General features: G+C 69.7%; 22 protein-coding genes. 10 read left to right on the top strand and 12 right to left on the bottom strand.

The genetic code is table 11. The features are described from left to right. Positions 1–4 precede the first annotated feature (4 nt). The 6 genes from G3I78_RS12085 to G3I78_RS12110 form a co-directional block, all read right to left on the bottom strand. Positions 5–1,477 carry an MFS transporter gene (locus G3I78_RS12085; protein WP_164423418.1) on the bottom strand — a complete coding sequence of 491 codons (1,473 nt, stop codon included), beginning with the start codon at positions 1,475–1,477 and terminating at the stop codon, positions 5–7. Positions 1,478–1,554: 77 nt separating this feature from the next. Next, positions 1,555–1,893, bottom strand: a complete 339-nt coding sequence (locus tag G3I78_RS12090) for a hypothetical protein (protein ID WP_164423420.1) — start codon at positions 1,891–1,893, stop codon at positions 1,555–1,557. A gap of 379 nt (positions 1,894–2,272) precedes the next feature. After that, on the bottom strand, positions 2,273–2,851 hold the full coding sequence (locus G3I78_RS12095; protein ID WP_164423422.1) for a hypothetical protein: 579 nt from the start codon (positions 2,849–2,851) through the stop codon (positions 2,273–2,275). A 76-nt stretch (positions 2,852–2,927) separates the two neighbouring features. After that, positions 2,928–3,431 (bottom strand): hypothetical protein, encoded by a 504-nt coding sequence (locus G3I78_RS12100; protein ID WP_164423424.1) that lies wholly within the window; start codon positions 3,429–3,431, stop codon positions 2,928–2,930. Positions 3,432–3,517: 86 nt separating this feature from the next. Further along, positions 3,518–4,270, bottom strand: coding sequence for a DUF4328 domain-containing protein (locus G3I78_RS12105; protein ID WP_164423426.1), 753 nt, complete (start codon positions 4,268–4,270; stop codon positions 3,518–3,520). A gap of 161 nt (positions 4,271–4,431) precedes the next feature. Continuing rightward, positions 4,432–6,081, bottom strand: a complete 1,650-nt coding sequence (locus tag G3I78_RS12110; RefSeq protein ID WP_164423428.1) for a family 20 glycosylhydrolase — start codon at positions 6,079–6,081, stop codon at positions 4,432–4,434. Between the two features lie 155 nt (positions 6,082–6,236). On the opposite strand from G3I78_RS12110, the gene G3I78_RS12115 reads away from it, so the two are divergent. The 8 genes from G3I78_RS12115 (at position 6,237) to G3I78_RS12150 (ending at position 12,317) form a co-directional block, all read left to right on the top strand. Continuing rightward, complete coding sequence (locus G3I78_RS12115; protein ID WP_164423429.1) at positions 6,237–6,785, top strand: 2-oxo-4-hydroxy-4-carboxy-5-ureidoimidazoline decarboxylase; 549 nt, start codon at positions 6,237–6,239, stop codon at positions 6,783–6,785. A gap of 194 nt (positions 6,786–6,979) precedes the next feature. After that, positions 6,980–7,360 carry a succinate dehydrogenase, cytochrome b556 subunit gene (gene sdhC / locus G3I78_RS12120; RefSeq protein WP_007384241.1) on the top strand — a complete coding sequence of 127 codons (381 nt, stop codon included), beginning with the start codon at positions 6,980–6,982 and terminating at the stop codon, positions 7,358–7,360. Between the two features lie 5 nt (positions 7,361–7,365). Continuing rightward, on the top strand, positions 7,366–7,848 hold the full coding sequence (locus G3I78_RS12125; protein WP_164423431.1) for a succinate dehydrogenase hydrophobic membrane anchor subunit: 483 nt from the start codon (positions 7,366–7,368) through the stop codon (positions 7,846–7,848). 19 nt (positions 7,849–7,867) lie between these two features. Further along, complete coding sequence (gene sdhA / locus G3I78_RS12130) at positions 7,868–9,622, top strand: succinate dehydrogenase flavoprotein subunit (RefSeq protein ID WP_164423433.1); 1,755 nt, start codon at positions 7,868–7,870, stop codon at positions 9,620–9,622. Continuing rightward, entirely contained in the window at positions 9,622–10,401 is a 780-nt protein-coding gene (locus tag G3I78_RS12135; RefSeq protein WP_164423435.1) for a succinate dehydrogenase iron-sulfur subunit, read from the top strand. The genes sdhA and G3I78_RS12135 overlap by 1 nt, the downstream gene beginning before the upstream one ends. 168 nt (positions 10,402–10,569) lie before the next feature. Further along, positions 10,570–11,256, top strand: coding sequence for a hypothetical protein (locus G3I78_RS12140; RefSeq protein WP_164423437.1), 687 nt, complete (start codon positions 10,570–10,572; stop codon positions 11,254–11,256). Beyond that, positions 11,246–11,566 carry a hypothetical protein gene (locus tag G3I78_RS12145; protein WP_164423439.1) on the top strand — a complete coding sequence of 107 codons (321 nt, stop codon included), beginning with the start codon at positions 11,246–11,248 and terminating at the stop codon, positions 11,564–11,566. Before G3I78_RS12140 ends, G3I78_RS12145 begins: the two co-directional genes overlap by 11 nt. A 199-nt stretch (positions 11,567–11,765) precedes the next feature. Then, positions 11,766–12,317 carry a hypothetical protein gene (locus G3I78_RS12150; RefSeq protein ID WP_164423441.1) on the top strand — a complete coding sequence of 184 codons (552 nt, stop codon included), beginning with the start codon at positions 11,766–11,768 and terminating at the stop codon, positions 12,315–12,317. On the opposite strand, the gene G3I78_RS12155 is transcribed toward G3I78_RS12150, so the two are convergent. Both G3I78_RS12155 and G3I78_RS12160 read right to left on the bottom strand, forming a co-directional pair. After that, the gene (locus tag G3I78_RS12155) at positions 12,276–13,199 is read right to left on the bottom strand and encodes a hypothetical protein (protein ID WP_164423443.1); all 924 of its coding nucleotides are present in this window, start codon (positions 13,197–13,199) and stop codon (positions 12,276–12,278) included. The genes G3I78_RS12150 and G3I78_RS12155 overlap by 42 nt on opposite strands. Before the next feature lie 114 nt (positions 13,200–13,313). Next, positions 13,314–13,928, bottom strand: coding sequence for a Uma2 family endonuclease (locus G3I78_RS12160; RefSeq protein ID WP_164423445.1), 615 nt, complete (start codon positions 13,926–13,928; stop codon positions 13,314–13,316). Positions 13,929–14,125: 197 nt separating this feature from the next. Here G3I78_RS12160 and G3I78_RS12165 point away from each other — a divergent pair, with 197 nt between their 5' ends. After that, entirely contained in the window at positions 14,126–14,932 is an 807-nt protein-coding gene (locus tag G3I78_RS12165) for a hypothetical protein (protein WP_164423447.1), read from the top strand. A gap of 706 nt (positions 14,933–15,638) precedes the next feature. Here G3I78_RS12165 and G3I78_RS12170 read toward each other — a convergent pair. From G3I78_RS12170 to G3I78_RS12185, 4 genes are all read right to left on the bottom strand, one after another. After that, on the bottom strand, positions 15,639–18,110 hold the full coding sequence (locus G3I78_RS12170) for a DUF4132 domain-containing protein (protein ID WP_164423449.1): 2,472 nt from the start codon (positions 18,108–18,110) through the stop codon (positions 15,639–15,641). Positions 18,111–18,112: 2 nt separating this feature from the next. After that, positions 18,113–18,505 carry a hypothetical protein gene (locus G3I78_RS12175; protein ID WP_164423451.1) on the bottom strand — a complete coding sequence of 131 codons (393 nt, stop codon included), beginning with the start codon at positions 18,503–18,505 and terminating at the stop codon, positions 18,113–18,115. 47 nt (positions 18,506–18,552) lie between these two features. Further along, positions 18,553–18,897 (bottom strand): DUF2752 domain-containing protein, encoded by a 345-nt coding sequence (locus tag G3I78_RS12180; protein ID WP_164424163.1) that lies wholly within the window; start codon positions 18,895–18,897, stop codon positions 18,553–18,555. Between the two features lie 211 nt (positions 18,898–19,108). Next, positions 19,109–19,564 carry a TM2 domain-containing protein gene (locus G3I78_RS12185; RefSeq protein ID WP_164423453.1) on the bottom strand — a complete coding sequence of 152 codons (456 nt, stop codon included), beginning with the start codon at positions 19,562–19,564 and terminating at the stop codon, positions 19,109–19,111. A gap of 126 nt (positions 19,565–19,690) precedes the next feature. Between G3I78_RS12185 and G3I78_RS12190 the strand changes: the two genes are divergently transcribed. Next, positions 19,691–20,116 (top strand): VOC family protein, encoded by a 426-nt coding sequence (locus tag G3I78_RS12190; RefSeq protein ID WP_164423455.1) that lies wholly within the window; start codon positions 19,691–19,693, stop codon positions 20,114–20,116. Positions 20,117–20,166: the final 50 nt, after the last annotated feature.

A 20,166-nucleotide genomic window follows, 5' to 3' on the forward strand; every position in this document is an offset into this window, starting at 1 on the left:
CCCTCTAGAGCGCCGAATCCACCGGCTCGGGCGTCCGCTCCCCCGCACCCTGGGGAGTGGGCGCCCGTTCCGCGTTCACCACGACCCCGGCGATCAGCGCGGCGAGCAGCAGTGCGCCGAACGCCCACCAGGTGGCCACGTTGAAGCCGTGCACGGTGGCCTCCGCCTGGAGGAGCCGCCGGTCCACACCGGGTCCCGCGTGCGCGGTGAGGTAGGTCGCGGTCACGCTCGCGGCGATCGTGTTCAGCAGCGCCGTACCGATCGAACCGCCCACCTGCTGCGCGGTGTTGAAGGTCGCCGAGGCCGCGCCCGAGTCGCGCGGGGCGACGCTTCCGGTGGCGAGCGAGACGGAGGTCATCATCGCCGTACTCATGCCGAGGCCGAGCATCAGCATGCCGGGCAGGACGTGCGAGGCGTACGCCGGTTCCACGCCGACCTGCGCGATGACCGCCAACCCGCCCGCGGCTAGCAGGAGTCCGGGCACCATGAGGAGACGGGGCGCCACCCGGCCCAGCAGCCGTGCGGCGATCTGGGTCGAGCCGACGATCATCGCGGCCGTCATCGGCAGGTACGCGAGCCCGGTCTTCAGCGGCGACCAACCCAGCACGCCCTGAAGGTAGTAGGTCAGGAAGAGGAAGACGCCGAACATGCCGACGGTGACGAACAGGACGGTCAGGAAGGCGCCGACGCGCTGCCGGTCCTTGATCACCGACATCGGCAGCAACGGCACCCGCGCCCGGGTCTGCCACACCGCGAACACGGCGAGCAGGACGACTCCGGCGACCAGCAGGGTCACCACGAGTCCGTCGCCCCAACTCCTGGACTCCGCCTCGGAGAAGCCGTAGACCAGCGACAGCATGCCGCCCGAGCCGAGCAGCGCGCCGGGCACGTCGAGACGGGCGTCGGGATGGCGCTCCCCGGGGGCGAGGATCGCCCAGGCGCCCGCGAACGCGACGAGCGCGACGGGCACGTTGACGTAGAGGCACCAGCGCCAGTCCAGGTACTCGGTGAGCAGTCCGCCCGCGAGCAGCCCGATCGCGGCGCCCGCTCCGACGATCGCCCCGAACACCCCGAACGCCTTCGCGCGGTCCTTGGGGTCGGTGAACGTCGTCGCGAGCAGCGACAGCGCGGAGGGCGCGAGCAGCGCGGCGAACACGCCCTGGAGGGCGCGGGCCCCGAACAGCATGCCTTCGCCGGTCGCGGCCCCGCCGAGCGCGGAGGCGGCGGCGAATCCGACGAGCCCGATCATGAACGTGGTCCTGCGCCCGGCGAGGTCGGAGATCCGGCCGCCGAGCAGCAGGAGCCCGCCGAAGGCGAGGGTGTACGCGGTGATGACCCATTGCCGGTTCCCGTCCGACATGTTCAGGTCGGCCTGGGCGGACGGCAGGGCGATGTTGACGATGGTCATGTCCAGCACGACCATCAACTGGGCGAGTGCGATGACTACGAGAGCCCACCAGCGGCGGTTGTCGGCCATGACCCCATCGTGCGCCCACCGCCACACCTTTGGGAACGGCAGCGTCTCTTATTACGGCCTTTTTGCCGAACCCCGTCCTACGACCTCGTCGCGTCCCGGCACAGCAGCCGCAGCGAGCCGTCCCCCAGGAAGCAGCGGCGGGCCTCGTCCACCGGGTCCCACAGCCGGCCGTCGGGCGTACGCACCCAGTGCTCGCCACCGCTCGCCCACCACTCGGCACCGGTCTGACGCACGACGACCTCACCGGCGTAGGCGCCGAGCCCGCGCAGCACGGTCTCCACGGCGGCGTACGGCGCGCCCTCCCGCCGTATCTCGTCGATCAGCCGGTCGACGCGCCACAGGCTCTGCGCCGAGTAGTCGAGCCGCACCCGGGCGCCCTCACGGAGAGCCGCCGCCGCGTCGGCGGCCCAGCGCACGGGTTTCGTGGCGGCGGAGGGGCGGGGGTGCTCACGCGCGGTCGCACCGGCGGGCGGCCAAGCGGTCGTACGGGGCGTCGAGTGGGCGGGCGGACGGGGGGCGGGCGAGTGGGCGGGCGGACGGGGGGCGGGCGGATGGGGGGCGGGCGAGTGGGCGGGCGGATGGGCGGTCGTATGGGCTGTCGCTTGAGCCGTCACATCAGTCGTCACATCAGTCGTCACATGGGGAAAAGCGTGGTGGGACGGGGTTTCGTCACACGATTCGGGGCCCTTCACCGGGACCGGCGCAGGACCGCCCCACCTTCACCGCAACCGCCTCCGGACAGTCACAGGACCCTTGCGGCAAGGGTGTTGACCGCGACCGCGGGTCACCGCACCCTCACCCCCGCCGCCGGCTCCTCCGCGACACCACCGCGCGCAGCACCCGGCGGCCCTCCGTCGAGACCTCCAGGGCGGGGCGCAGACCGGCCGGGCCGTGGTCGGCGAGGAGTTCCAGGACGGCGATCTGGCGGCGCAGTTCGGCTGCGACGAGCGGTGACATGCCCTCCGTACGGCCCTCTCGGCAGGCGTCGACCGGGGCGGCCGCGGACTTCAGCGGTTCGAGCAGCCGGTGGATCCGCAGCGCGGCGACCGAGCAGGCGTCCGCCCACTCCCGTACCTCCCCGGCGGAGCGTCCGGCCGGCGCCTCGGCGAGCATCCGGCGGGCCAGCACCACGGCTTCGTCCTCGGCCCCGGCGCCGCCCGGCTGCGGTGCGACGGGACTCGGCAGCTTCCCGCGCACCTGCGTGAGCCGCTCGCCCCACTCCCCGGTCCCGGCGTCGTCCGCGAGCCCGGCCCACAGCGGGCGCAGGACCTCGTCGTCGCCACCCAGCAGCGGTACACAGCGATCCAAACAAGCCAACCCGCTCGCGGCCAGTCCGCGTTCGTCGGCCTGGCCCATCAGCTCCACCAGACTCATCCACGCCTCCCTCGCCGGGCGGTGTCCCCTTACGGAACCCGCACTTCCCCTTACTGCGTGCGATGGCCCGACCGTGTCACAGGGGCACCACACCGAGCCGGTCGAGCATACGGAAGAAGAGGTTTTCGGCCAACGGGTCGGGTTCGGAGGTCAGTACGTCCAGGAGCGGTTCCTCGGGGACCTCGCAACCCGCCTCGGCGGCCCAGGCGACGGCTCGCGCGGCCGCGTCCCGGGGTTCGAGGAAGTAGTCGTCCAGGGTGAGCCCCTCGGCGCCGCCCTCCAGGTACTCGGCCATGGCGGTCCGGGCCAGACAGGTCGTCCAGGCCCCGCTCTCCGGCCCCGCCGCCTCCAGCACCACCGACGCGCTGTCCATGACGTAGCCGAAGAGCGCGGGCGAACCGGTCTCCAGGGCAAGGGAGTTCATGTTCCCGACGTCGCCCTCGCCGCTCGCGTACTCCCAGACCTGCCATCCGCCGGGCGCCGACTCCCGCAGGACCATGCCCTCGGCACCGGCCAGCGCGTCCAGCTCGGCGAGCGGCCGCTCCCCGCGGCCCACGACGAAGTAACCCCAGTAGCCCATCCCCGGCCCCCCTGGCTGCTCGGTACGGTTCGGGGCCGAATACACCACATTCGTACGGCAGTTCGCAGCAGGATGGACCAAATCCGTCACACGGCGACGGCCACCCCGGGTCCCGCGTGCGCCTTCCGGTCCTGCATCCGGGTCACTCGCAGCACCAGCGCGGCGGCGACCAGCGCGGCCAGCAGGTCGAGCGTGTCCGCGATCATCACCTGGGACATCGCGTCGTGGATCTCCGCGGAGGTGTCGGCGTCGTCGTACGCGTTGTACAGGACCTGCCCGGCGGCGGTGGAGACGAGCCACAGCGCCCACCAGGCGTTGAGCAGCGCCCGCCCCTCGGGCCGGTTCCCCGCGCTGCTCGCGTCCCAGATGTCGACCATGATCCGGCGCGGGTACCAGAGGTTGACGATCGGCACGACCCAGCCGCCGAGCGTCCAGCCCCGCCGCATCCGGTGTCCGACCGGGTTGAAGACCTCGGAGTTGACCCGGACCCGCCAGAACCAGACCAGGTAGACGACACCGCAGACGATCAGCGCGAAGCCCTGCGCGCCCCCGGCCACGGAGAGCAGGGTGTGTGCCAGGTCGCCCCGGTCCGAGGCGTAGTCGGCGGGGTCACCCGTGACGTCGTACATGAAGTAGTCGGCCCCGAGGGCGAACACGTCGACGGCGGCGGCCAGTCCGAGCAGTGCGGCGGCGGCCCGGCCGAGCCCGACCGGCGAGCGCAGCCAGGCGTTCGGCGCGACCCCGGTCGGCGGGGCCTGGAAGCCGGCGGGCGCGGCGCACCCGGGACACAGCACCCCGTCGGGCAGGGCTTCGGCGTGCCGGCAGCGCGTGCAGAGCATGGTGTGTCCCCCGTGATGTGAATGGTCAGCAGACCGCGCGGGTTCTCCCCAGTGCCTCACGCGCGGCATGCGGAACATACGGTTCGTCGGCCTCGTACGTCCACCGGGAATACGGGACTCCGGGAATCCAGGCATCCCGGAGCCCCGTGATCCCGGCGGCCTCAGTCCAGCCGGTCGCCGAGCGCCTTGAACTGCGTCCAGGACAGCTCGGGCCGGTCCGGGTCCCACAGCTTCTGCACGGTCGCCCGCAGCGGCATCCGGATGCCGGCCGCGACCTGGTCCTGCGTCTGCGAGCCCGCGAGGTCGCACCAGACCGCGAAGGACCCGCCGAGGATCTGGTCGTCGTAGCTGGCGGGGACGGCCGCGGTGCCGCGTACGACCCTCGGGGTCCAGGACTCGTAGATCCGCTGCCCGGTCGGGTAGACGAAGGTGTTCGGCTCCCCGAGGACGTAGTAGAGGAACTCGTCGTTGTAGTTGATGACCTTGCGCCCGGCGCTCAGGTACTCCACCGGCACCCGGGCGCCGATCTCCTTGCCTGTCCAGTACGCGACCCGCAGGTCGGCGGCGGGCTTGACGGACGTACCCCGGAAGAAGCCGTCGTTCCAGGCGCGCGGGACCTTGTCGTGGGCCCGGACGGTGTCGGCGCGGTCGTTGAGCCACCCCGTCGTCAGGTCGGCGACGGAGGCCCCTGAGCCGTAGGTCTCCCGGGCGGCGGTGGCGAGCTGCGGGTAGGTCGTGGCGGGGCTGGAGACGGTCAGCGCGCGGTACTCGTCGCCGCCGAGGTTCCAGTCGGCGCCGGGGAACAGCTCGGCGTACTCGTTCAGCAGATCGTCGACGATCTTGGCGGAGGCGGGCTTGGAGATGTCGACGGCACCCCGCGCCGCCGTCCCCGCCGCGCTGCGCAGCTGGAGCTCGGGGTGGGCGGCGATGACCGCGCCCAGGTGCCCGGGCGAGTCGATCTCCGGTACGACGGTGATGTGCCGCTGCGCCGCGACCGCGAGGATCTGCCGCACCTGCGTCTTGGTGAGGTGCTGCCGCGACACGATCTCCGGGTGCGAGTCGGACTCGATCCGGAAGCCCTGGTCGTCGGAGAAGTGCAGGCCCAGCTGGTTGTACTTCAGATCGCCGAGTTCCTTGACCCGGTCCTCGATCCACCCGGCCGTGAAGTGCTTGCGCGCGATGTCCAGCATGAACCCGCGCACCGGCTTGGCCGGCTCGTCGCGCACGACGCCCTCCGGCGCCGTACCGCCGCCGTGCACCTCCTGCTTGAGCGTGCGGGTGCCGTAGAACACCCCCGCGTCGTCCGCCGCACTGATCACGACCCGCCCGCCGCGCACGGTCATGGCGTACGACTCCGGGTCCGCCCCCTCGTCGTCGTTGAGCGTCAGCCGTACGTCCCCGGCGCGCACGTCGTCCTTCTGCCCGGCGTACGTCAGCCCCAGCTCACCGGCGACCAGCCGCCCCTCGTCGGCGAGGTCGGCGTCGTTCACGACCACCCGGAGCCCGGCGGCCGGGCGCCAGCCGGGGCCGCGGGCCGGGGTGTGGGCGCGGACGGCGGGGATGGTGCGCGGGGTCTTGGACAGCGGGTAGGAGCGGGTGGGACTGGGTGTCGGGCTCTGCGGCCGGGAGGCGGCGGACCCGGCTTCGTCGGGCGCCGTGGACCGCGCCTGCGCCCGCGCCGATCCGGCGGGCGCGCTGTCGTCGCCGCCCGCCCACAGCCCGAGCCCCACCCCGGCGGCGACGGTGACGGCGACCGCCCCGGCGATCAGCCCCCGCGCCTGCCGCTCCGGTCGCTTCCTGTGCTGGCTCACACCGCCCACGCTAGGGCCTCGGGCGAAGACGTGCGTCCACCACACGTTCCGAAACTCTCCCGTGCGGGTGAAATTCGGGCATCCGTCGGACAGGTCATGTCCACTCTCGGTAGCGTGAGGTCACACCGCTCACAGCTTCCCCTGTCGAAACACACGTGACGCCCACACACCTTTCCGGCCGACCGGCCATACCGTCCCTGCCCACCGTGCTGGACGCCTTCAACTCCGCCCCGGCCGACGAGGCCCGCGCGCTGCTGTCGGCCTGTCTCCGCAGCCTGCGCTGGGCGGACCGGATCGCGACCCACCGCCCCTACCCCACCGTGGACGCCCTGCTGGCCGCGTCCGACGAGGCCGCCTACGACCTCACGACCGCCGACCTCTCGGAAGCACTGGCGGGAGAGTCACTGCCGGCCCTCCCCGACGGCGGCTACTCCGCCGCCCAGCTGGCCCTCGACGCGGCCCACGCCGCCTACGAGGCCCGCTTCGGCCACGCCTTCGTCATCTGCCTGGACGGCCTGGCCCCGGCCGAGGCCCTGGACCACGTCCTGGAGGGCATCCGGTCACGTTTGACGAACGATCCGGAGGACGAACGGGTGGTGGCGGCGGAGGAGCTACGGCGCCTGGCAAAGGAACGTCTGATGTCTTCCCTGAGGGGCGCGAGGAACTGCGCGACAAGCCACACGCACCCCGCACCCGGCACATAACAGTCGAGACCACCCCAGATGCCGCCTACGCTCACCCATCCGCGTGCCACTTTGATCACACCGGTAGGCCCGGCGTAAGCCCAGCGCTAGCGTCTCGCTACGATGCTGGGGGCCGGTGGACCGTACCCGGCCGGGCCCGTCCGACAAAGCACAAGCCGGCGCGGCCCCAATACCCCGCTCCCGGAGGGACTTCCGTGCCGGCTGGAACGCTGTACCGCGGCCGGGAAGGAATGTGGTCCTGGGTGGCTCACCGAGTCACCGGCGTCCTCATCTTCTTCTTCCTGTTCGTTCACGTGCTGGACACCGCTCTCGTCCGTGTCTCCCCCGAGGACTACGACAAGGTCGTAGCCACGTACAAGACCCCGCTCGTCGCGTGCCTGGAGTACGGCCTCGTCGCCGCCATCCTCTTCCACGCGCTCAACGGCCTGCGCGTCATCGCCGTCGACTTCTGGTCGAAGGGCCCGCGCTACCAGAAGCAGATGCTCTGGTCCGTCGTGGGCCTGTGGGTCGTACTCATGATCGGGGCGATCTACCCCGTCCTCGGCCACGCCGCTCGTGAACTGTTCGGGAGCTGAGACTGATGGCGACCACTGAAACCACCGCTTCCGGCATCGGCCCCGTCGAGGGCCCCTCCGGTTACGACGCCGACAACCCGGCGCCGCTGATCGAGGCCCCCCGCAAGCGCACGAAGAAGACCCCTCGCTCGACCCGCGGCAACTTCGAGATGGTCGCGTGGCTGTTCATGCGGCTCTCGGGTGTCGTGCTGGTCGTCCTGGTCATCGGCCACCTGCTGATCCAGCTGGTGCTGGACGGCGGTGTGTCGAAGATCGGCTTCGCGTTCGTCGCGGGCCGCTGGGCTTCCCCGTTCTGGCAGGTCTGGGACCTGTTGATGCTGTGGCTCGCGATGCTGCACGGCGCCAACGGTCTGCGCACGGTCATCAACGACTACGCCGAGCGCGCGAACACCCGGCTGTGGCTCAAGGGCCTGCTCTACACCGCCACGGTGTTCACCATCCTGCTGGGCACGCTGGTGATCTTCACCTTCGACCCGAACATCCGCTAGGCACGGGGCTGCGAGAATCATGAAGATCCACAAGTACGACACCGTCATCGTCGGCGCCGGTGGCGCGGGCATGCGCGCGGCCATCGAGTCGACGAAGCGCAGCCGCACCGCGGTGCTGACCAAGCTGTACCCCACCCGCTCCCACACGGGCGCCGCGCAGGGCGGCATGGCCGCCGCGCTGGCCAACGTGGAGGAGGACAACTGGGAGTGGCACACCTTCGACACGGTCAAGGGCGGCGACTACCTGGTCGACCAGGACGCCGCGGAGATCCTGGCGAAGGAGGCCATCGACTCGGTCCTCGACCTGGAGAAGATGGGCCTGCCGTTCAACCGCACCCCGAACGGCACGATCGACCAGCGCCGCTTCGGCGGGCACTCCCGCAACCACGGTGAGGCGCCGGTCCGCCGGTCCTGCTACGCCGCGGACCGCACCGGCCACATGATCCTCCAGACGCTGTACCAGAACTGCGTCAAGGAGGGCGTGGAGTTCTTCAACGAGTTCTACGTCCTGGACCAGCTGATCACCGAGGTCGACGGCGTGAAGCGGTCGGCGGGCGTCGTCGCCTACGAACTGGCGACCGGCGAGATCCACGTCTTCCAGGCGAAGGCCGTGATCTACGCGTCCGGCGGCACCGGCAAGTTCTTCAAGGTGACGTCGAACGCGCACACGCTGACGGGCGACGGCCAGGCGGCGGTCTACCGCCGGGGCCTTCCGCTGGAGGACATGGAGTTCTTCCAGTTCCACCCGACCGGCATCTGGCGCATGGGCATCCTGCTGACGGAGGGCGCCCGTGGTGAGGGCGGCATCCTCCGCAACAAGGACGGCGAGCGCTTCATGGAGAAGTACGCGCCGGTGATGAAGGACCTCGCGTCCCGAGACGTCGTGTCCCGCTCCATCTACACGGAGATCCGTGAGGGCCGCGGCTGCGGTCCCGAGGGCGACCACGTCTACCTCGACCTCACGCACCTCCCGCCGGAGCAGCTGGACGCGAAGCTCCCGGACATCACGGAGTTCGCGCGCACGTACCTCGGTATCGAGCCGTACACGGACCCGATCCCGATCCAGCCCACCGCGCACTACGCGATGGGCGGCATCCCGACGAACGTCGAGGGTGAGGTCCTGTCGGACAACACCACGGTCGTCCCGGGCCTGTACGCGGCCGGCGAGGTCGCGTGCGTGTCGGTGCACGGCGCGAACCGTCTGGGCACGAACAGCCTCCTGGACATCAACGTGTTCGGCCGTCGCGCGGGTATCGCCGCCGCCGAGTACAGCCAGAAGGCGGACTTCGTGGAGCTGCCGGAGAACCCGGCGGAGCTGGTGGTCTCCCAGGTGGAGCGGCTGCGAGGGTCGACCGGCACGGAGCGCGTGGCGGTGCTGCGCCGCGAGCTCCAGGAGACCATGGACGCGAACGTCATGGTGTTCCGCACCGAGCAGACGATCAAGACGGCGGTCGAGAAGATCGCGGAGCTGCGCGAGCGGTACAAGAACGTCTCGATCCAGGACAAGGGCCGTCGCTTCAACACGGACCTGCTGGAGGCGATCGAGCTCGGCAACCTGCTGGACCTCGCCGAGGTCATGGCGGTCTCCGCGCTGGCCCGCAAGGAGTCCCGCGGCGGTCACTACCGCGAGGACTACCCGAACCGCGACGACGTCAACTTCATGCGCCACACCATGGCGTACCGCGAGGTGGGCGACGACGGCGCCGAGTCCATCCGTCTCGACTACAAGCCGGTCGTCCAGACCCGCTACCAGCCGATGGAGCGTAAGTACTGATGGCAACCCCAGTTCTGGACAAGGCGGACGCGGCCGGCGAGCCCGAGCCCGGCTTCGCCGACTCCCCCTACATCACGATCACCCTGCGCGTCCGCCGCTTCAACGCGGAGGTCTCGGCGGAGGCCACCTGGGAAGACTTCCAGCTGGAGATCGACCCGAAGGAGCGTGTCCTCGACGCCCTCCACAAGGTCAAGTGGGACATGGACGGCACCCTGACCTTCCGCCGCTCCTGCGCCCACGGGATCTGCGGTTCGGACGCGATGCGGATCAACGGCAAGAACCGTCTTGCCTGCAAGACCCTCATCAAGGACCTCAACCCGTCGAAGCCGATCACGGTCGAGCCCATCAAGGGCCTGACGGTCCTGAAGGACCTGGTCGTCGACATGGAGCCGTTCTTCCAGGCGTACCGGGACGTCATGCCCTTCCTCATCACGAAGGACACGAACGAGCCCACGCGCGAGCGTCTCCAGACGGCCGAGGACCGCGAGCGCTTCGACGACACCACGAAGTGCATCCTCTGCGCCGCCTGCACCTCCTCCTGCCCGGTCTTCTGGAACGACGGCCAGTACTTCGGCCCGGCGGCCATCGTCAACGCCCACCGCTTCATCTTCGACTCGCGTGACGAGGCGGGCGAGCAGCGCCTGGAGATCCTCAACGACCGCGACGGCGTCTGGCGCTGCCGCACGACCTTCAACTGCACGGACGCCTGCCCGCGCGGCATCGAGGTCACGAAGGCGATCCAGGAAGTGAAGCGAGCGCTGATCACTCGACGCTTCTGATCTTCCCCGTTTCCACATCAGGGCCCTGTTTCCGTCACTTCGGAAACGGGGCCCTCATGCGTTTCTGACGAAATTTCGCCCTCTACTGAATACTTCGTTCCGCCTGTCACACTCCGGATCGGTGCGATCCAGGCACATCCGACGACGTGGCACACGAGAGGCGGATGCATGGACAAGCGCGGTGCCCGGCCTCATGATCCGGAAGACAGCGAGACCTCACGAGCCGTTCCGGGAGCGGGCTATCCGGCATCCGTCCACTCGGCCGTGAACGTGGCAGCTCCCATGCTGGCCGCCGCTGCTGTGACTCTTACCGGCGTGGTCGCTGCTGACGAGATCAAATTCCGCTGGCCCGGTGCGGCCATGCTCTGCCTCATGCTGGCGGCAGCCAGTCTCATAGCCAGCGTGCAGTTCGGATTCCGGGCCCAGATGTACCGGTTCACAGAGGACGAACTCGATCACTGGTTCGTCGGGGCCGCCCCGGATCCGTATCCCGAGGGCAGCGACAGCAAGGTGCACACACTGGCGGTGGCCCGGAACACATGGGAGATCAAGGTTCGTCCAGCCGTGTACACCTACAACGTCGGAACCGTGCTTCTCGGCCTGGGACTCGCAGGCTGTCTGATGCCGAAGCCTGATTCCGAACAATCCGGTGTCCGCTGGGCGGCGATGGCGGTGGCCCTGGCTCTCACGCTCGGAGAGCTGGTCTGGGCCCTGAAGCTGAACGTGCCCCACACCCCCGCCATGAGCCCTCCCCTCGAGGGTTCGCCGACTGCCCCTGTACACGTCGAGGGTCCCGGCGGAGACGCCTCTGCGCCCGGGACTCCGGTCGAAAGGAGGGCCCACGATGATGCATGAAGTCGTCCTGCCGGGTCAGGGGGTGACGCACCACTGCCCCATCTGCCGGGCCCCGTTCACTGGCATGTACGGCTGGATATCCAAACAACGATGGAAAAAGGCACAAAAGGAGGGTCCGGCGGCTGTCGCCGCACTTCTTTTCGACGCCAAGAGCACCGTCAATCACAAACCCACGACCTGCCCCGGCCGTTTTCTTCCCGGATGCGTCCTGGCCAATGAGCCGGACCCGCGCAAAGCCGAGGCTGAGGCCCTGAAGATCCAGCAGACGTACTTCGGGGGCACCGCCGGAGGAACACCCCCGACGGCGTGAGTAACATGACGGCCTGACGGAGAGACAACACCGGAGACAGGTCGCGGTGAGGGACGGCGAGAACGGGAAGGGCGCGGCGACGCGGCCTCGAATATGGGCTGGTTCGGCCGCGCTTTCCGTTGGATGCTTCCTGCTCGGGGATGCCTTTCATCGAATCCGGGCGGCTCTCCACGTCGTAGGTGAGTGGTGGCCCTGGGCCTTGTTGGTACTCGCGGCCTTCAATCTGCTGCGCTCCGCGATCTCCATCAGCTCTCTGATCGGCCCGGCCGTCCTTGCGGCAGCCGCCTTGTGTGGCCTTGCCCTGTCCCGCAACCTGGATGTGCGATCCGTTGTGGCTCTGGGCACCCCGCTCCTCTTGGCCGGCCTCGGGCTTGCCTTGCTCCTGAGCGCCAGTCGAGGTGATCGACGAAACCGGTGGAGCCGCGTCTTCTCCACCGGGCGGGTGCGTGTTCCGCTGAACAGCGACGAGTTGCTCGTCTTCCGAGCCGTTTGTGGTGAACTCCGCGCGGATCTCACCGCAGCCGACACCTCGACAGTTCCTTCGGCTGTGCACATCACTGCTGTCGCGGGCCACGTCCATCTGCTGGTGCCACGCTTCTGGCGGGTCAGGCTCCATACGTCCGGCAAGCTGCTCACCCGAGTCACCGAAGGGCGGGGACAGGACAGGACACCTGAATCAGCCATACATCAGGGCGACGTCGACATACACCTATTGGCTGTCTGCAGCGCGGTCAGCATCGCATACGGCTGACTTCCGCAGTGAGCCGTGTCTATAGGGCAGGTCCGCGATCCACTCCCCTGCCAACGAGTCCGTCACCTGCTCGAAGACTTCACGCTCGTTCGCCTTGTCAGGAAGGCGATGGTGCAACGCGTCCAGCAGGTCAAAGCGGTGCAGGTCGTAAGCCACGCGCATCAGGGACGAATAGCTCTGAGCCGCGACCACGGCCCCCTTGTACGCAAGTGCGGCAACGACCAACATTGCTGCCGGAATCCAGAGCACACGCGGCTCGTCGTAGAAGGAAACCCCTGACAGCAAGGCCGAGGCGAGGAAACTCCAACAAAGATTGGCCGCCGAGTCCAGGGCGTCTCGCGCCGACTGGAGTGTGCGATGCATGCGGGGCGGGAGCTGCATGTAGATGCGCGGCCAGGAGATCAGAGTGTCAAGGCCGTACCGCTCTCCTGCGGTGATCTCTCCCGTACGCAAGGCATTGCCGAGCGCGGTGGGGAGCAGGACATCCGGGGACGGCTTCATCGCGAGGCGCCGTTGGGCATCGGCTGAGAGCCGTACGACTGTTTCGTTCGACGGAGCCTGGCGTGCCCTCGCGTTCAGCGCCACCCACTTCCGTCGCTGAATCTCAGTACACACTCCCGCCAGCTGAGCAGTGATCCTCCAGCGCTCCCAGTACCCCTCCAGAGCCCGAACCGCTCGGACCTGAAACGGTGACAGAAGCATGGCCAACACGCTCGCGCACGACGCTATGCCGAGCACGGCTTCGATGCGGCCAGGCACAGCCGTCGGCAGAACCACTGCCCAGTCGCTGCGCCCGCCGAAGCTGCCCGCCCTGCTCAACACCCATGCACAGGTCACGAAAAGCGCACTGGGCACGAAGTTGACTGCCAGCAGCCGTCGCACCAAGCCCGACCTTCCCCAACGCATCCTGACGGAACACAAGTATGAGTTAGACACTCGCGTTCTGGACAGGCCTTGACGTTTTGTACGGCGCGGGGAAGGGACACGGGCTCGTCGTCATCGACCTCGTCGGTCAATCCCTGTCAGATCGATCTCGATGTCGAACGGTACCGAGACCTTGAGGCGCTGGTGGAAGATGCCGGTGAGCCCGTAGGACTTCGTGGCCGGGTCGAGTTCGTAGACGTAGACGACGGGGAAGCCCTTGTCGTCGTCCTGCTCGACACGCCAGAAGTGCGGTACGCCGGCGGCCGCGTACTTGTGAGGTTTGACCTCGCGGTCGCGTTCTCTGGAGTCCGCCGATACGACCTCGACGGCCAGAAGGATGTCTTCCGGCTCGTACCAGGTCTGGTTCGGGCCGGTCACCGCGTCCACCGGGAAGACCACGATGTCCGGCTCTGGACGGTTCTTCGAGTCCAGCCTGATCGTCATCTCACGATCCACGTCCAGGTGGTCCGGTGCTTGCCGCAACAAGGCGTTGTCCAGCAGACGCATGGTCCGGCTGTGGAAGCGTGTCTGCGGACTCATGAAGACGAGACTCCCGTCGATCAACTCCGTGTGCGGGGGGAGTCCCGGAATCCGGTCGAGGTCGTCCGCAGTCCAGCCTTCGGCAGGCGGAATCGGCCAGCGGTACGCCGGCTCGTCGTCCATGCCGTCGTCGGTTGCGGCGCTCATCGGTGCTCCCATGGGACGGAGTCTCGCCATTCGGTTCAGCGTAGCCAGCGAGAACGGCAGCCGCCTCACCTCATCGAGTGATCCAATGCACGAGTCGTTCAGTATCGACCGCGTGATCAAGACAGGCGGAGGCTCAAGGCCGGCCAAGTCCTATGCGGCTGTTGTGACTTGTGTGGTCGCGGTCGCAGACTGCCGCCATGGCACTCCTGAGAAAAGCCGTCGCGCTCTCCACCGCCGCGGTCGCGCTGCTCGTGATACCCCCCACTGCCTCGGCCGCACCCACGTCAGGGACCGCGCACAGGAAGACGTTCGTCCGGGAGAACTTCGATCGGCTTCCCCTCGGGCCGGTCACCGAGGGGCGCGGTTGGACCACCGACTCGGCAGGCGGCACGCTGACCGTCGTACCCGGTGCGAAGGGGCACGGGCGGGAACTGCGCATCCGCACCGAGGACAACGGACGGGCCTTCCTCGTGTTCGATGAGCTCGCCCCGCCCGGCAACAGCTTCTGGGGGCGGGTGCGGCTGCGGGTCGGTGGGTTTCCCATCGCTCCCGACTGGGCGCACTGGACGATCGCCGAGGCGTCGGGGGCGGACTCGCCGACGCTGGTGCGGCCGCTCGGGGGCCAGTACGCGCCCACCGACAACGGCAACTTCTGGGGGGCCGGGTCGGATCTCGGGCCCACCGGGGACTGGACGTCCTGGAAGACGTCGTCGCCGGCCGTCGCCGGGGCCTGGCAGTGTGTCGAGTTCCATCTGGACGCCTCCGACAACCGCGTCAGCGTGTACCTCGACGGCGTGGAGCGCAGCGACCTGACCGTGTCCACCAAGGTGCACGGCGGAACGTCCGACGACTTCGTCTTCCCGCGCTTCGACAAGCTGAAGCTGGGCTGGCAGCTCTATCAGGCGAACCCGACGCCGTCGTCGTACGACATCCGGATGGACGACATCGCGCTCAGCACCCGGCGGGTGGGCGGCTGCGGGGACGGGAACGCGAACAGGAGCTGAGCCGGGGATTGTGCCCGTGCGCGGAGTGCGATCCACTTCGGCGGTCTTGAGCGGAGGGTCCCTGGGAGGGGCAGGGAGCAGTGGTGCGTGCCGTTGGAGAAGAGGCCGTGTCGTTTGCGGGGTGGAGATCCGTACGGACAGACGGTTCACCACGTGGTGCGCGGGCTGTACCGGGTGCGCCGTGCGCTGGCGCGGCGGTACGGCGAGTGGCTCTTCACCGAGTTGAGCGGCGGGGGCGAAAGAGGTGAAGACGGTGGCGGACGGCGGCGGTTCAGCGCTTCCGGTCCGCTCGCCTACGCCCTCGCCCTCGGCGTACACGCATCTCGGTGTCCGTTGCCGGCTGTTGACGCTGGGGCTGCCGCTGTGGGAAGTGCTGACCCCGCAGGAGCGGATCGCCCTGCTGGGCCACGAGCTCGGTCACTTCACCAGCGGGGACACCTGGCACTACTACGTCCAGCCCACCGAGGACCCGAACTCTCTCGAACTCGTCGTCAACCTCCTCTACTTCCTGCCTCGTTGGCTGATCGCGGACGTGGTGAGTACCTGGCCGACGCGGGGGCCGCCCGGAGTCCGAGACGAACGTCCGCGCCGGGCCGTGGCCGGGAGATCATCAGGGACGGGTACGCGTACGCGTGACGGCTCCTCGGGAGACCTCAGGACGCCCAGACCAGGTCACGGCAGCCCTGCCTCGCAGCCTCACGACCTCTCACAACTGACTCAGGATCGTCGGGTCCGTGATCTTCGTGTCGGCCGCCAGCATCATCGCCTTGCTCAGGATGACCGCCAGCATGCGATCCCCCTCGTAGGGCAGGTAACCGGCCTGCGGTGCGGACGGGTTGGACTTCGGGACGATGCAGAGGTACTGGTCGTTCGGGGTACGGAGGATGTTGCCCGAGCCGAGGTGGATCTTGTAGGTGTGGCGGTCGCCCTTGACGTGCAGGAAGCGGCCCTCCAGGGTGCAGCGGTCGGCTATCGCGAGGCGGGGGATCAGACGGTCCAGCAGCAGGCGCCTGGTCTCGGCGCTCTGGTTGAGCTCGCCGAAGCCGTACGACGTCCAGTACTCGCGGAACCGGCCGCCGGGGCCGCCGTCCTGCCAGGTGGGGTCGTTGCCGACGCTGGCCACGCCGACGAACAGGTCGACGTCGCGCAGGACTTCGGAGAGGACCAGGGGCGGGACGGCGGAGAGGGGCAGGGGGTCGACCGGGTTCGCGCCGTCCCGCAGCCACATGCGGTACTCGCCGCCGCAGCAGTGCGCCGAGTTCTGCGGGGCGTCGATCGGGTAGAAGCGGACCTGGTCGGTGCGCAGCCGCAGGAAGGAGCCGGAGTCGGTGATGCCCGAGAAGTCCTCGCCGCCTTCGCCCTCGATCCAGTACTCGGCTCGCAGGCCCCAGCGCGGGAGGTCGCGGGTGGCCGGGGGTGCCTCGTCGTCGACGGCCAGGCGGAGTCTGTTGGTCCAGCCGCGCGCCGCCGCCAGGGAGTGGAACTGGTGCTGGCGCAGGACGTGGGCCGCGAAGCGGTTGGAGTAGGTGTCGGTGGCGCGCTCCGCGTCCGTGAGCAGGTAGACCTCGCGGTGGGCCTGCTTGAAGGGCTGGGTGACGGTGTGGCGCTCCAGCCAGTCGCGCCAGGCGACGATCTCGGCGGGGGCGTGGTCCACCGGGTGCCAGAGGCGGACTTCGGTGCCTTCGGTGACCGGGGTGTCCGCGAGGGTGCGCAGGGCGCCGTCCGCGAAGCCGACCGTCGTGCCGTCGACCGTCCACAGGAGTCGGCGGGCGAGGGTGCCGACCAGGGGGTGGTCGAGGTAGCGCTCGCGCCAGGCGGCGTAGGGCCAGGTGCGGTCCGCCAGGAACTGGCGGTCCAGGCGCTCGCTCTGGGCCGAGAGCATCTTGTCGACGTCCTTGACAGCCGCCTTGAGCTCCTTCAGCTCCTCGGCATGATCCCGGCGTACGGCGGCGGGGACGCTCTTCACCGGCTTGCCGCTCGCGTTGCTCCACGTCAACACGGCCTTGGAGCCCTGGACTTCGAGGACGGCGGTGACCTCGCCGAGCCGGTGCTCCGCGCGTCCGACCTCGGTGAGGCCGTACGCCGGCACGGCGAGTTCCTCGATCTCCTCGCGGCTGAGACCCAGGGCGGCGGCGCGGGTCTCCAGGGCCGCGTCGAGCAGCTTGGCGGTGTTCTTGTACGTCACCCGGGTGGCCAGGCGGGCCAGTTCGGCGAGGGCGGCCTCGCTGTCGATGCGGGCGAGGGCGTTGACCCCGGCGTTGGCGACCTTCGGGTTGCGCGGGCCCAGGCCGGCGACCTTCTTGAGGGAGGTCTCGACGAGGGTGCCGAGGGCGCGGGCGGTGCCGGGGTGCGGCGGGAGGAGGGAGAGCAGCCAGGCGAGACCGCGCAGGGCGTTCGCGTTGTAGGGGTCGTAGGCGCTGTTGACGTCCGGTTCGTACGGGCCGCGTTCCAGTTCGAAGGTGCGGGGGCGGCCGACGAGGGCGAGCCAGGGAAGCGCGGTCTCGCGGACGTGGTCGGCGCCGAGCGCGGCGATCAGGGCGGTGGCCTGCTGGTCCCACTTGGCGGAGGGCTTGGCCGCGGTGGCGGTCGCCGTGTGCGCGAGCAGGTCCTTCCAGGCGGGGCCGGTTGCCGACTCGGTGTCCCGCAGGGCCTGTTCGGCCCATTCCTCGCCGACGTTGAGGGGCGGCTCGGTGAGCTTCTTGGCCAGCTCGGCCAGGGTCGGCTCCCAGTGTGTGCTCACGGCCGAGCGGCGGAAGACGGCCACCACGGCGGGGGCGAGCCTGCGGCCCGCGACGAGTTCGGCCTCGGCGAGGGTCTCGTGACGCGAGGTGTAGTAGACGCAGTTCTGCCGGGCGAGTTCGTCGAGCCTGCGCAGCCGCTCCGCGACGAGCGGGGCGTCGGGCAGGTCGCGGGAGACGATCCCCAGCAGGGTGAGGGCGTTGCCGCGGGCGACCGGGCCCGCCTCCGGCGAGTGGTACTGCGTGACCAGGCCGTCGACGAGCAGTTGGCGTGTCTCCGGCGGCAGTTCGCGCAGCCGGTCCAGGACTCCGGTCCACAGGCCGCCCCAGTGGCCGTTGTTGACGCAGGCGGCCTTGAGCATGTCGACGGCGAGCTGCTCCAGGTCGCCGTCGGCGACGCGGCGGCCGATCAGGTCCTTGTACTTCTGGATCTCGCCCATGGTCAGCCACCCACCAGCGGGACGAGCTTCAGGAAGGTGACCTCGGTGCCCAGTACGAGGTCGATCTCCTCGTCGAGCTCGGTGGCCTGGCGGTCGCCGACCAGCACCAGGAAGCCGTTGCCCGCGAAGGCCTTGAGGGCCAGCTCGGTCTGGGTCTCGGGGTCTATGCGGCGGGGCGTGCGCAACGCGTAGCCGTTCAGCACGCGTTCGGTGTCCTCGGGCTGGACCAGGCCCTGGAAGACGGCGGGCGTGCGCGCGTTGTACTCGGCGACCTCCTGGAAGACCCGGCGGCGGATCAACTCGCGCACGGCGAGCCGCTCCTCGGCGATCTCCAGCCCCCAGCCGTCGCTGCGGCTCCCGCTTGTCGTCTCGTCGACGAACATCACGATTCCCATGCCAAAACAGTACGAGCCGCCACTGACAACGGCCCCTGCCCCGGCGATCAGACGAGGTTGCGGACCACCGTCCAGGTCACGGCGACCGCGAGCACGAGCAGTTGAGCCCGGGGGCTCAGGGTGGGGCGCCAGCGGCGGCCGCGCAGCCCCGCCCACGCCCAGCGGCCCAGCAGGACGAGGGCGTACGGGGAGGCGAGCAGGAGGACCCGGTTGTCCAGCCAGGCCTCGGCGAAGTGACCGTGCATCAGGTCGTACACCATGCGGGTGCCGCCGCAGGCCGGGCAGAGCAGCCCGGTGAGCATCCGGAACGGGCACTGCGGCAGGAGGTGGCCGGGCTCGTGCGGGTCGGTGCGGTAGAGGTACACGGCACCGGCGGCCGCGGCGGTGAGCATGGCCGCGGGCGCCGCCGCGGGGTGGCGGAGCGGGGAACGCCGTACGGAGGACTCGGCGGCCGGTGACGTCCTGACGTCGGGCTCGGCGACCGGTGACGTCCCGATGGTGGACTCGGTGCCCGGCGACGCCCCGGCGGCGGGCCCGGCGACCGGTGGCGTCCCGATTGCGGGCCCGGCGCCCGGCGACGCCCCGGCCCCGGCGCCCTCCGCCCTAGCTGCGGAGGACCCGGCCGTGTTCATCGGTGTGGTCGTTCCCGGTGAGCAGGAGGATGCCGTCGACGAGGGACCAGATGCCGAGGCCGCCGCAGGTGAAGAGCTGGGCGAGCCCCATGCCGACGTTGCCGAGGTAGAAGCGTCCGACGCCGAAGCCGCCGAGGGTGAGCTGGAGGATGCCCGCGATGACCTTGGACTTGTCGGAGTACGGGCGTCCGTACGGGTCGTAGCCGTAGGGGGCGTTGGGGTCGCCCGTGTACGTCCCCGGAGGCGGCGGGTAGTAGCCGGGCGGCGGGAATCCGGGAGGCGGGTACCCCGGCGGCGGATATCCCTGCTGCTGGTATCCCTGCTGAGGACCGGGCGGCGGGCCGGGCGGGGGACCCTGCTGACCGCCCTGCTTCTCATGAGCCCGCTGCTCGTGACCGTACTGCTCGTGACCCTGCTGCTCGCTCAAGGGGGACTGCTCCTGGGGACCGAAGCGGGCGGACCCGCGAAAAGACGACAATGAGCCCGGTCATCATGCACGACGGACACCGCGTCGCAGAAGCCTGTTCCGTGACACCCGGCTTAATCTGACGACATGTCAGATGACCAGTCGTACGAACTGCTCGGATTCGACAACGTGCTGCTGCCCGTCGGGGACCTCGGCGAGGCGGTCGCCTTCTACGAGCGCGCGGGCTTCACGGTGGGCTTCCGGCTCGACGAGGCCGGGATCGCCCTGCTGAAGGTCGGCGCCGAGACCCCCGGGATCCTGCTGCGCCAGGAGGACGGGCTCGGGCACCGGCCACCGCCGTGGCCCGCCACACGCGTGTGGCTGGAGGTACCGGACGCCAAGGCGGCCGCCGGGGAGGTGCGGGCGGCGGGCATCGCGCTGCTCGACGAGCCCTTCTCGGTGGCGACCGGCTGGACCGTCGAGACCGCCGACCCCTGGGGGAACGTCGTAGGACTCACCGACTACACCAAGCGGCCACAGCTGGCCAGGCGAACCCAGGCACAACGGGCTTGAGCGCGACGGGCCCGAGAGCCCCGAGCCTGAAGCGGCTCCCCCGCCTCACC

This window comes from Streptomyces sp. SID13726 (assembly GCF_010548375.1).
Taxonomy (GTDB): Bacteria; Actinomycetota; Actinomycetes; order Streptomycetales; family Streptomycetaceae; genus Streptomyces.

Bases quoted from the DNA above. Each gene is read 5' to 3' on its own strand.
- G3I78_RS12085 (WP_164423418.1), bottom strand. From the start codon at position 1,477: ATGGCCGACAACCGCCGCTGGTGGGCTCTCGTAGTCATCGCACTCGCC.
- G3I78_RS12095 (WP_164423422.1), bottom strand. From the start codon at position 2,851: ATGAGTCTGGTGGAGCTGATGGGCCAGGCCGACGAACGCGGACTGGCC.
- G3I78_RS12100 (WP_164423424.1), bottom strand. From the start codon at position 3,431: ATGGGCTACTGGGGTTACTTCGTCGTGGGCCGCGGGGAGCGGCCGCTC.
- G3I78_RS12105 (WP_164423426.1), bottom strand. From the start codon at position 4,270: ATGCTCTGCACGCGCTGCCGGCACGCCGAAGCCCTGCCCGACGGGGTG.
- G3I78_RS12125 (WP_164423431.1), top strand. From the start codon at position 7,366: ATGGCGACCACTGAAACCACCGCTTCCGGCATCGGCCCCGTCGAGGGC.
- sdhA (WP_164423433.1), top strand. From the start codon at position 7,868: ATGAAGATCCACAAGTACGACACCGTCATCGTCGGCGCCGGTGGCGCG.
- G3I78_RS12135 (WP_164423435.1), top strand. From the start codon at position 9,622: ATGGCAACCCCAGTTCTGGACAAGGCGGACGCGGCCGGCGAGCCCGAG.
- G3I78_RS12140 (WP_164423437.1), top strand. From the start codon at position 10,570: ATGGACAAGCGCGGTGCCCGGCCTCATGATCCGGAAGACAGCGAGACC.
- G3I78_RS12145 (WP_164423439.1), top strand. From the start codon at position 11,246: ATGATGCATGAAGTCGTCCTGCCGGGTCAGGGGGTGACGCACCACTGC.
- G3I78_RS12160 (WP_164423445.1), bottom strand. From the start codon at position 13,928: ATGAGCGCCGCAACCGACGACGGCATGGACGACGAGCCGGCGTACCGC.
- G3I78_RS12165 (WP_164423447.1), top strand. From the start codon at position 14,126: ATGGCACTCCTGAGAAAAGCCGTCGCGCTCTCCACCGCCGCGGTCGCG.
- G3I78_RS12170 (WP_164423449.1), bottom strand. From the start codon at position 18,110: ATGGGCGAGATCCAGAAGTACAAGGACCTGATCGGCCGCCGCGTCGCC.
- G3I78_RS12175 (WP_164423451.1), bottom strand. From the start codon at position 18,505: ATGGGAATCGTGATGTTCGTCGACGAGACGACAAGCGGGAGCCGCAGC.
- G3I78_RS12180 (WP_164424163.1), bottom strand. From the start codon at position 18,897: ATGCTCACCGCCGCGGCCGCCGGTGCCGTGTACCTCTACCGCACCGAC.
- G3I78_RS12190 (WP_164423455.1), top strand. From the start codon at position 19,691: ATGTCAGATGACCAGTCGTACGAACTGCTCGGATTCGACAACGTGCTG.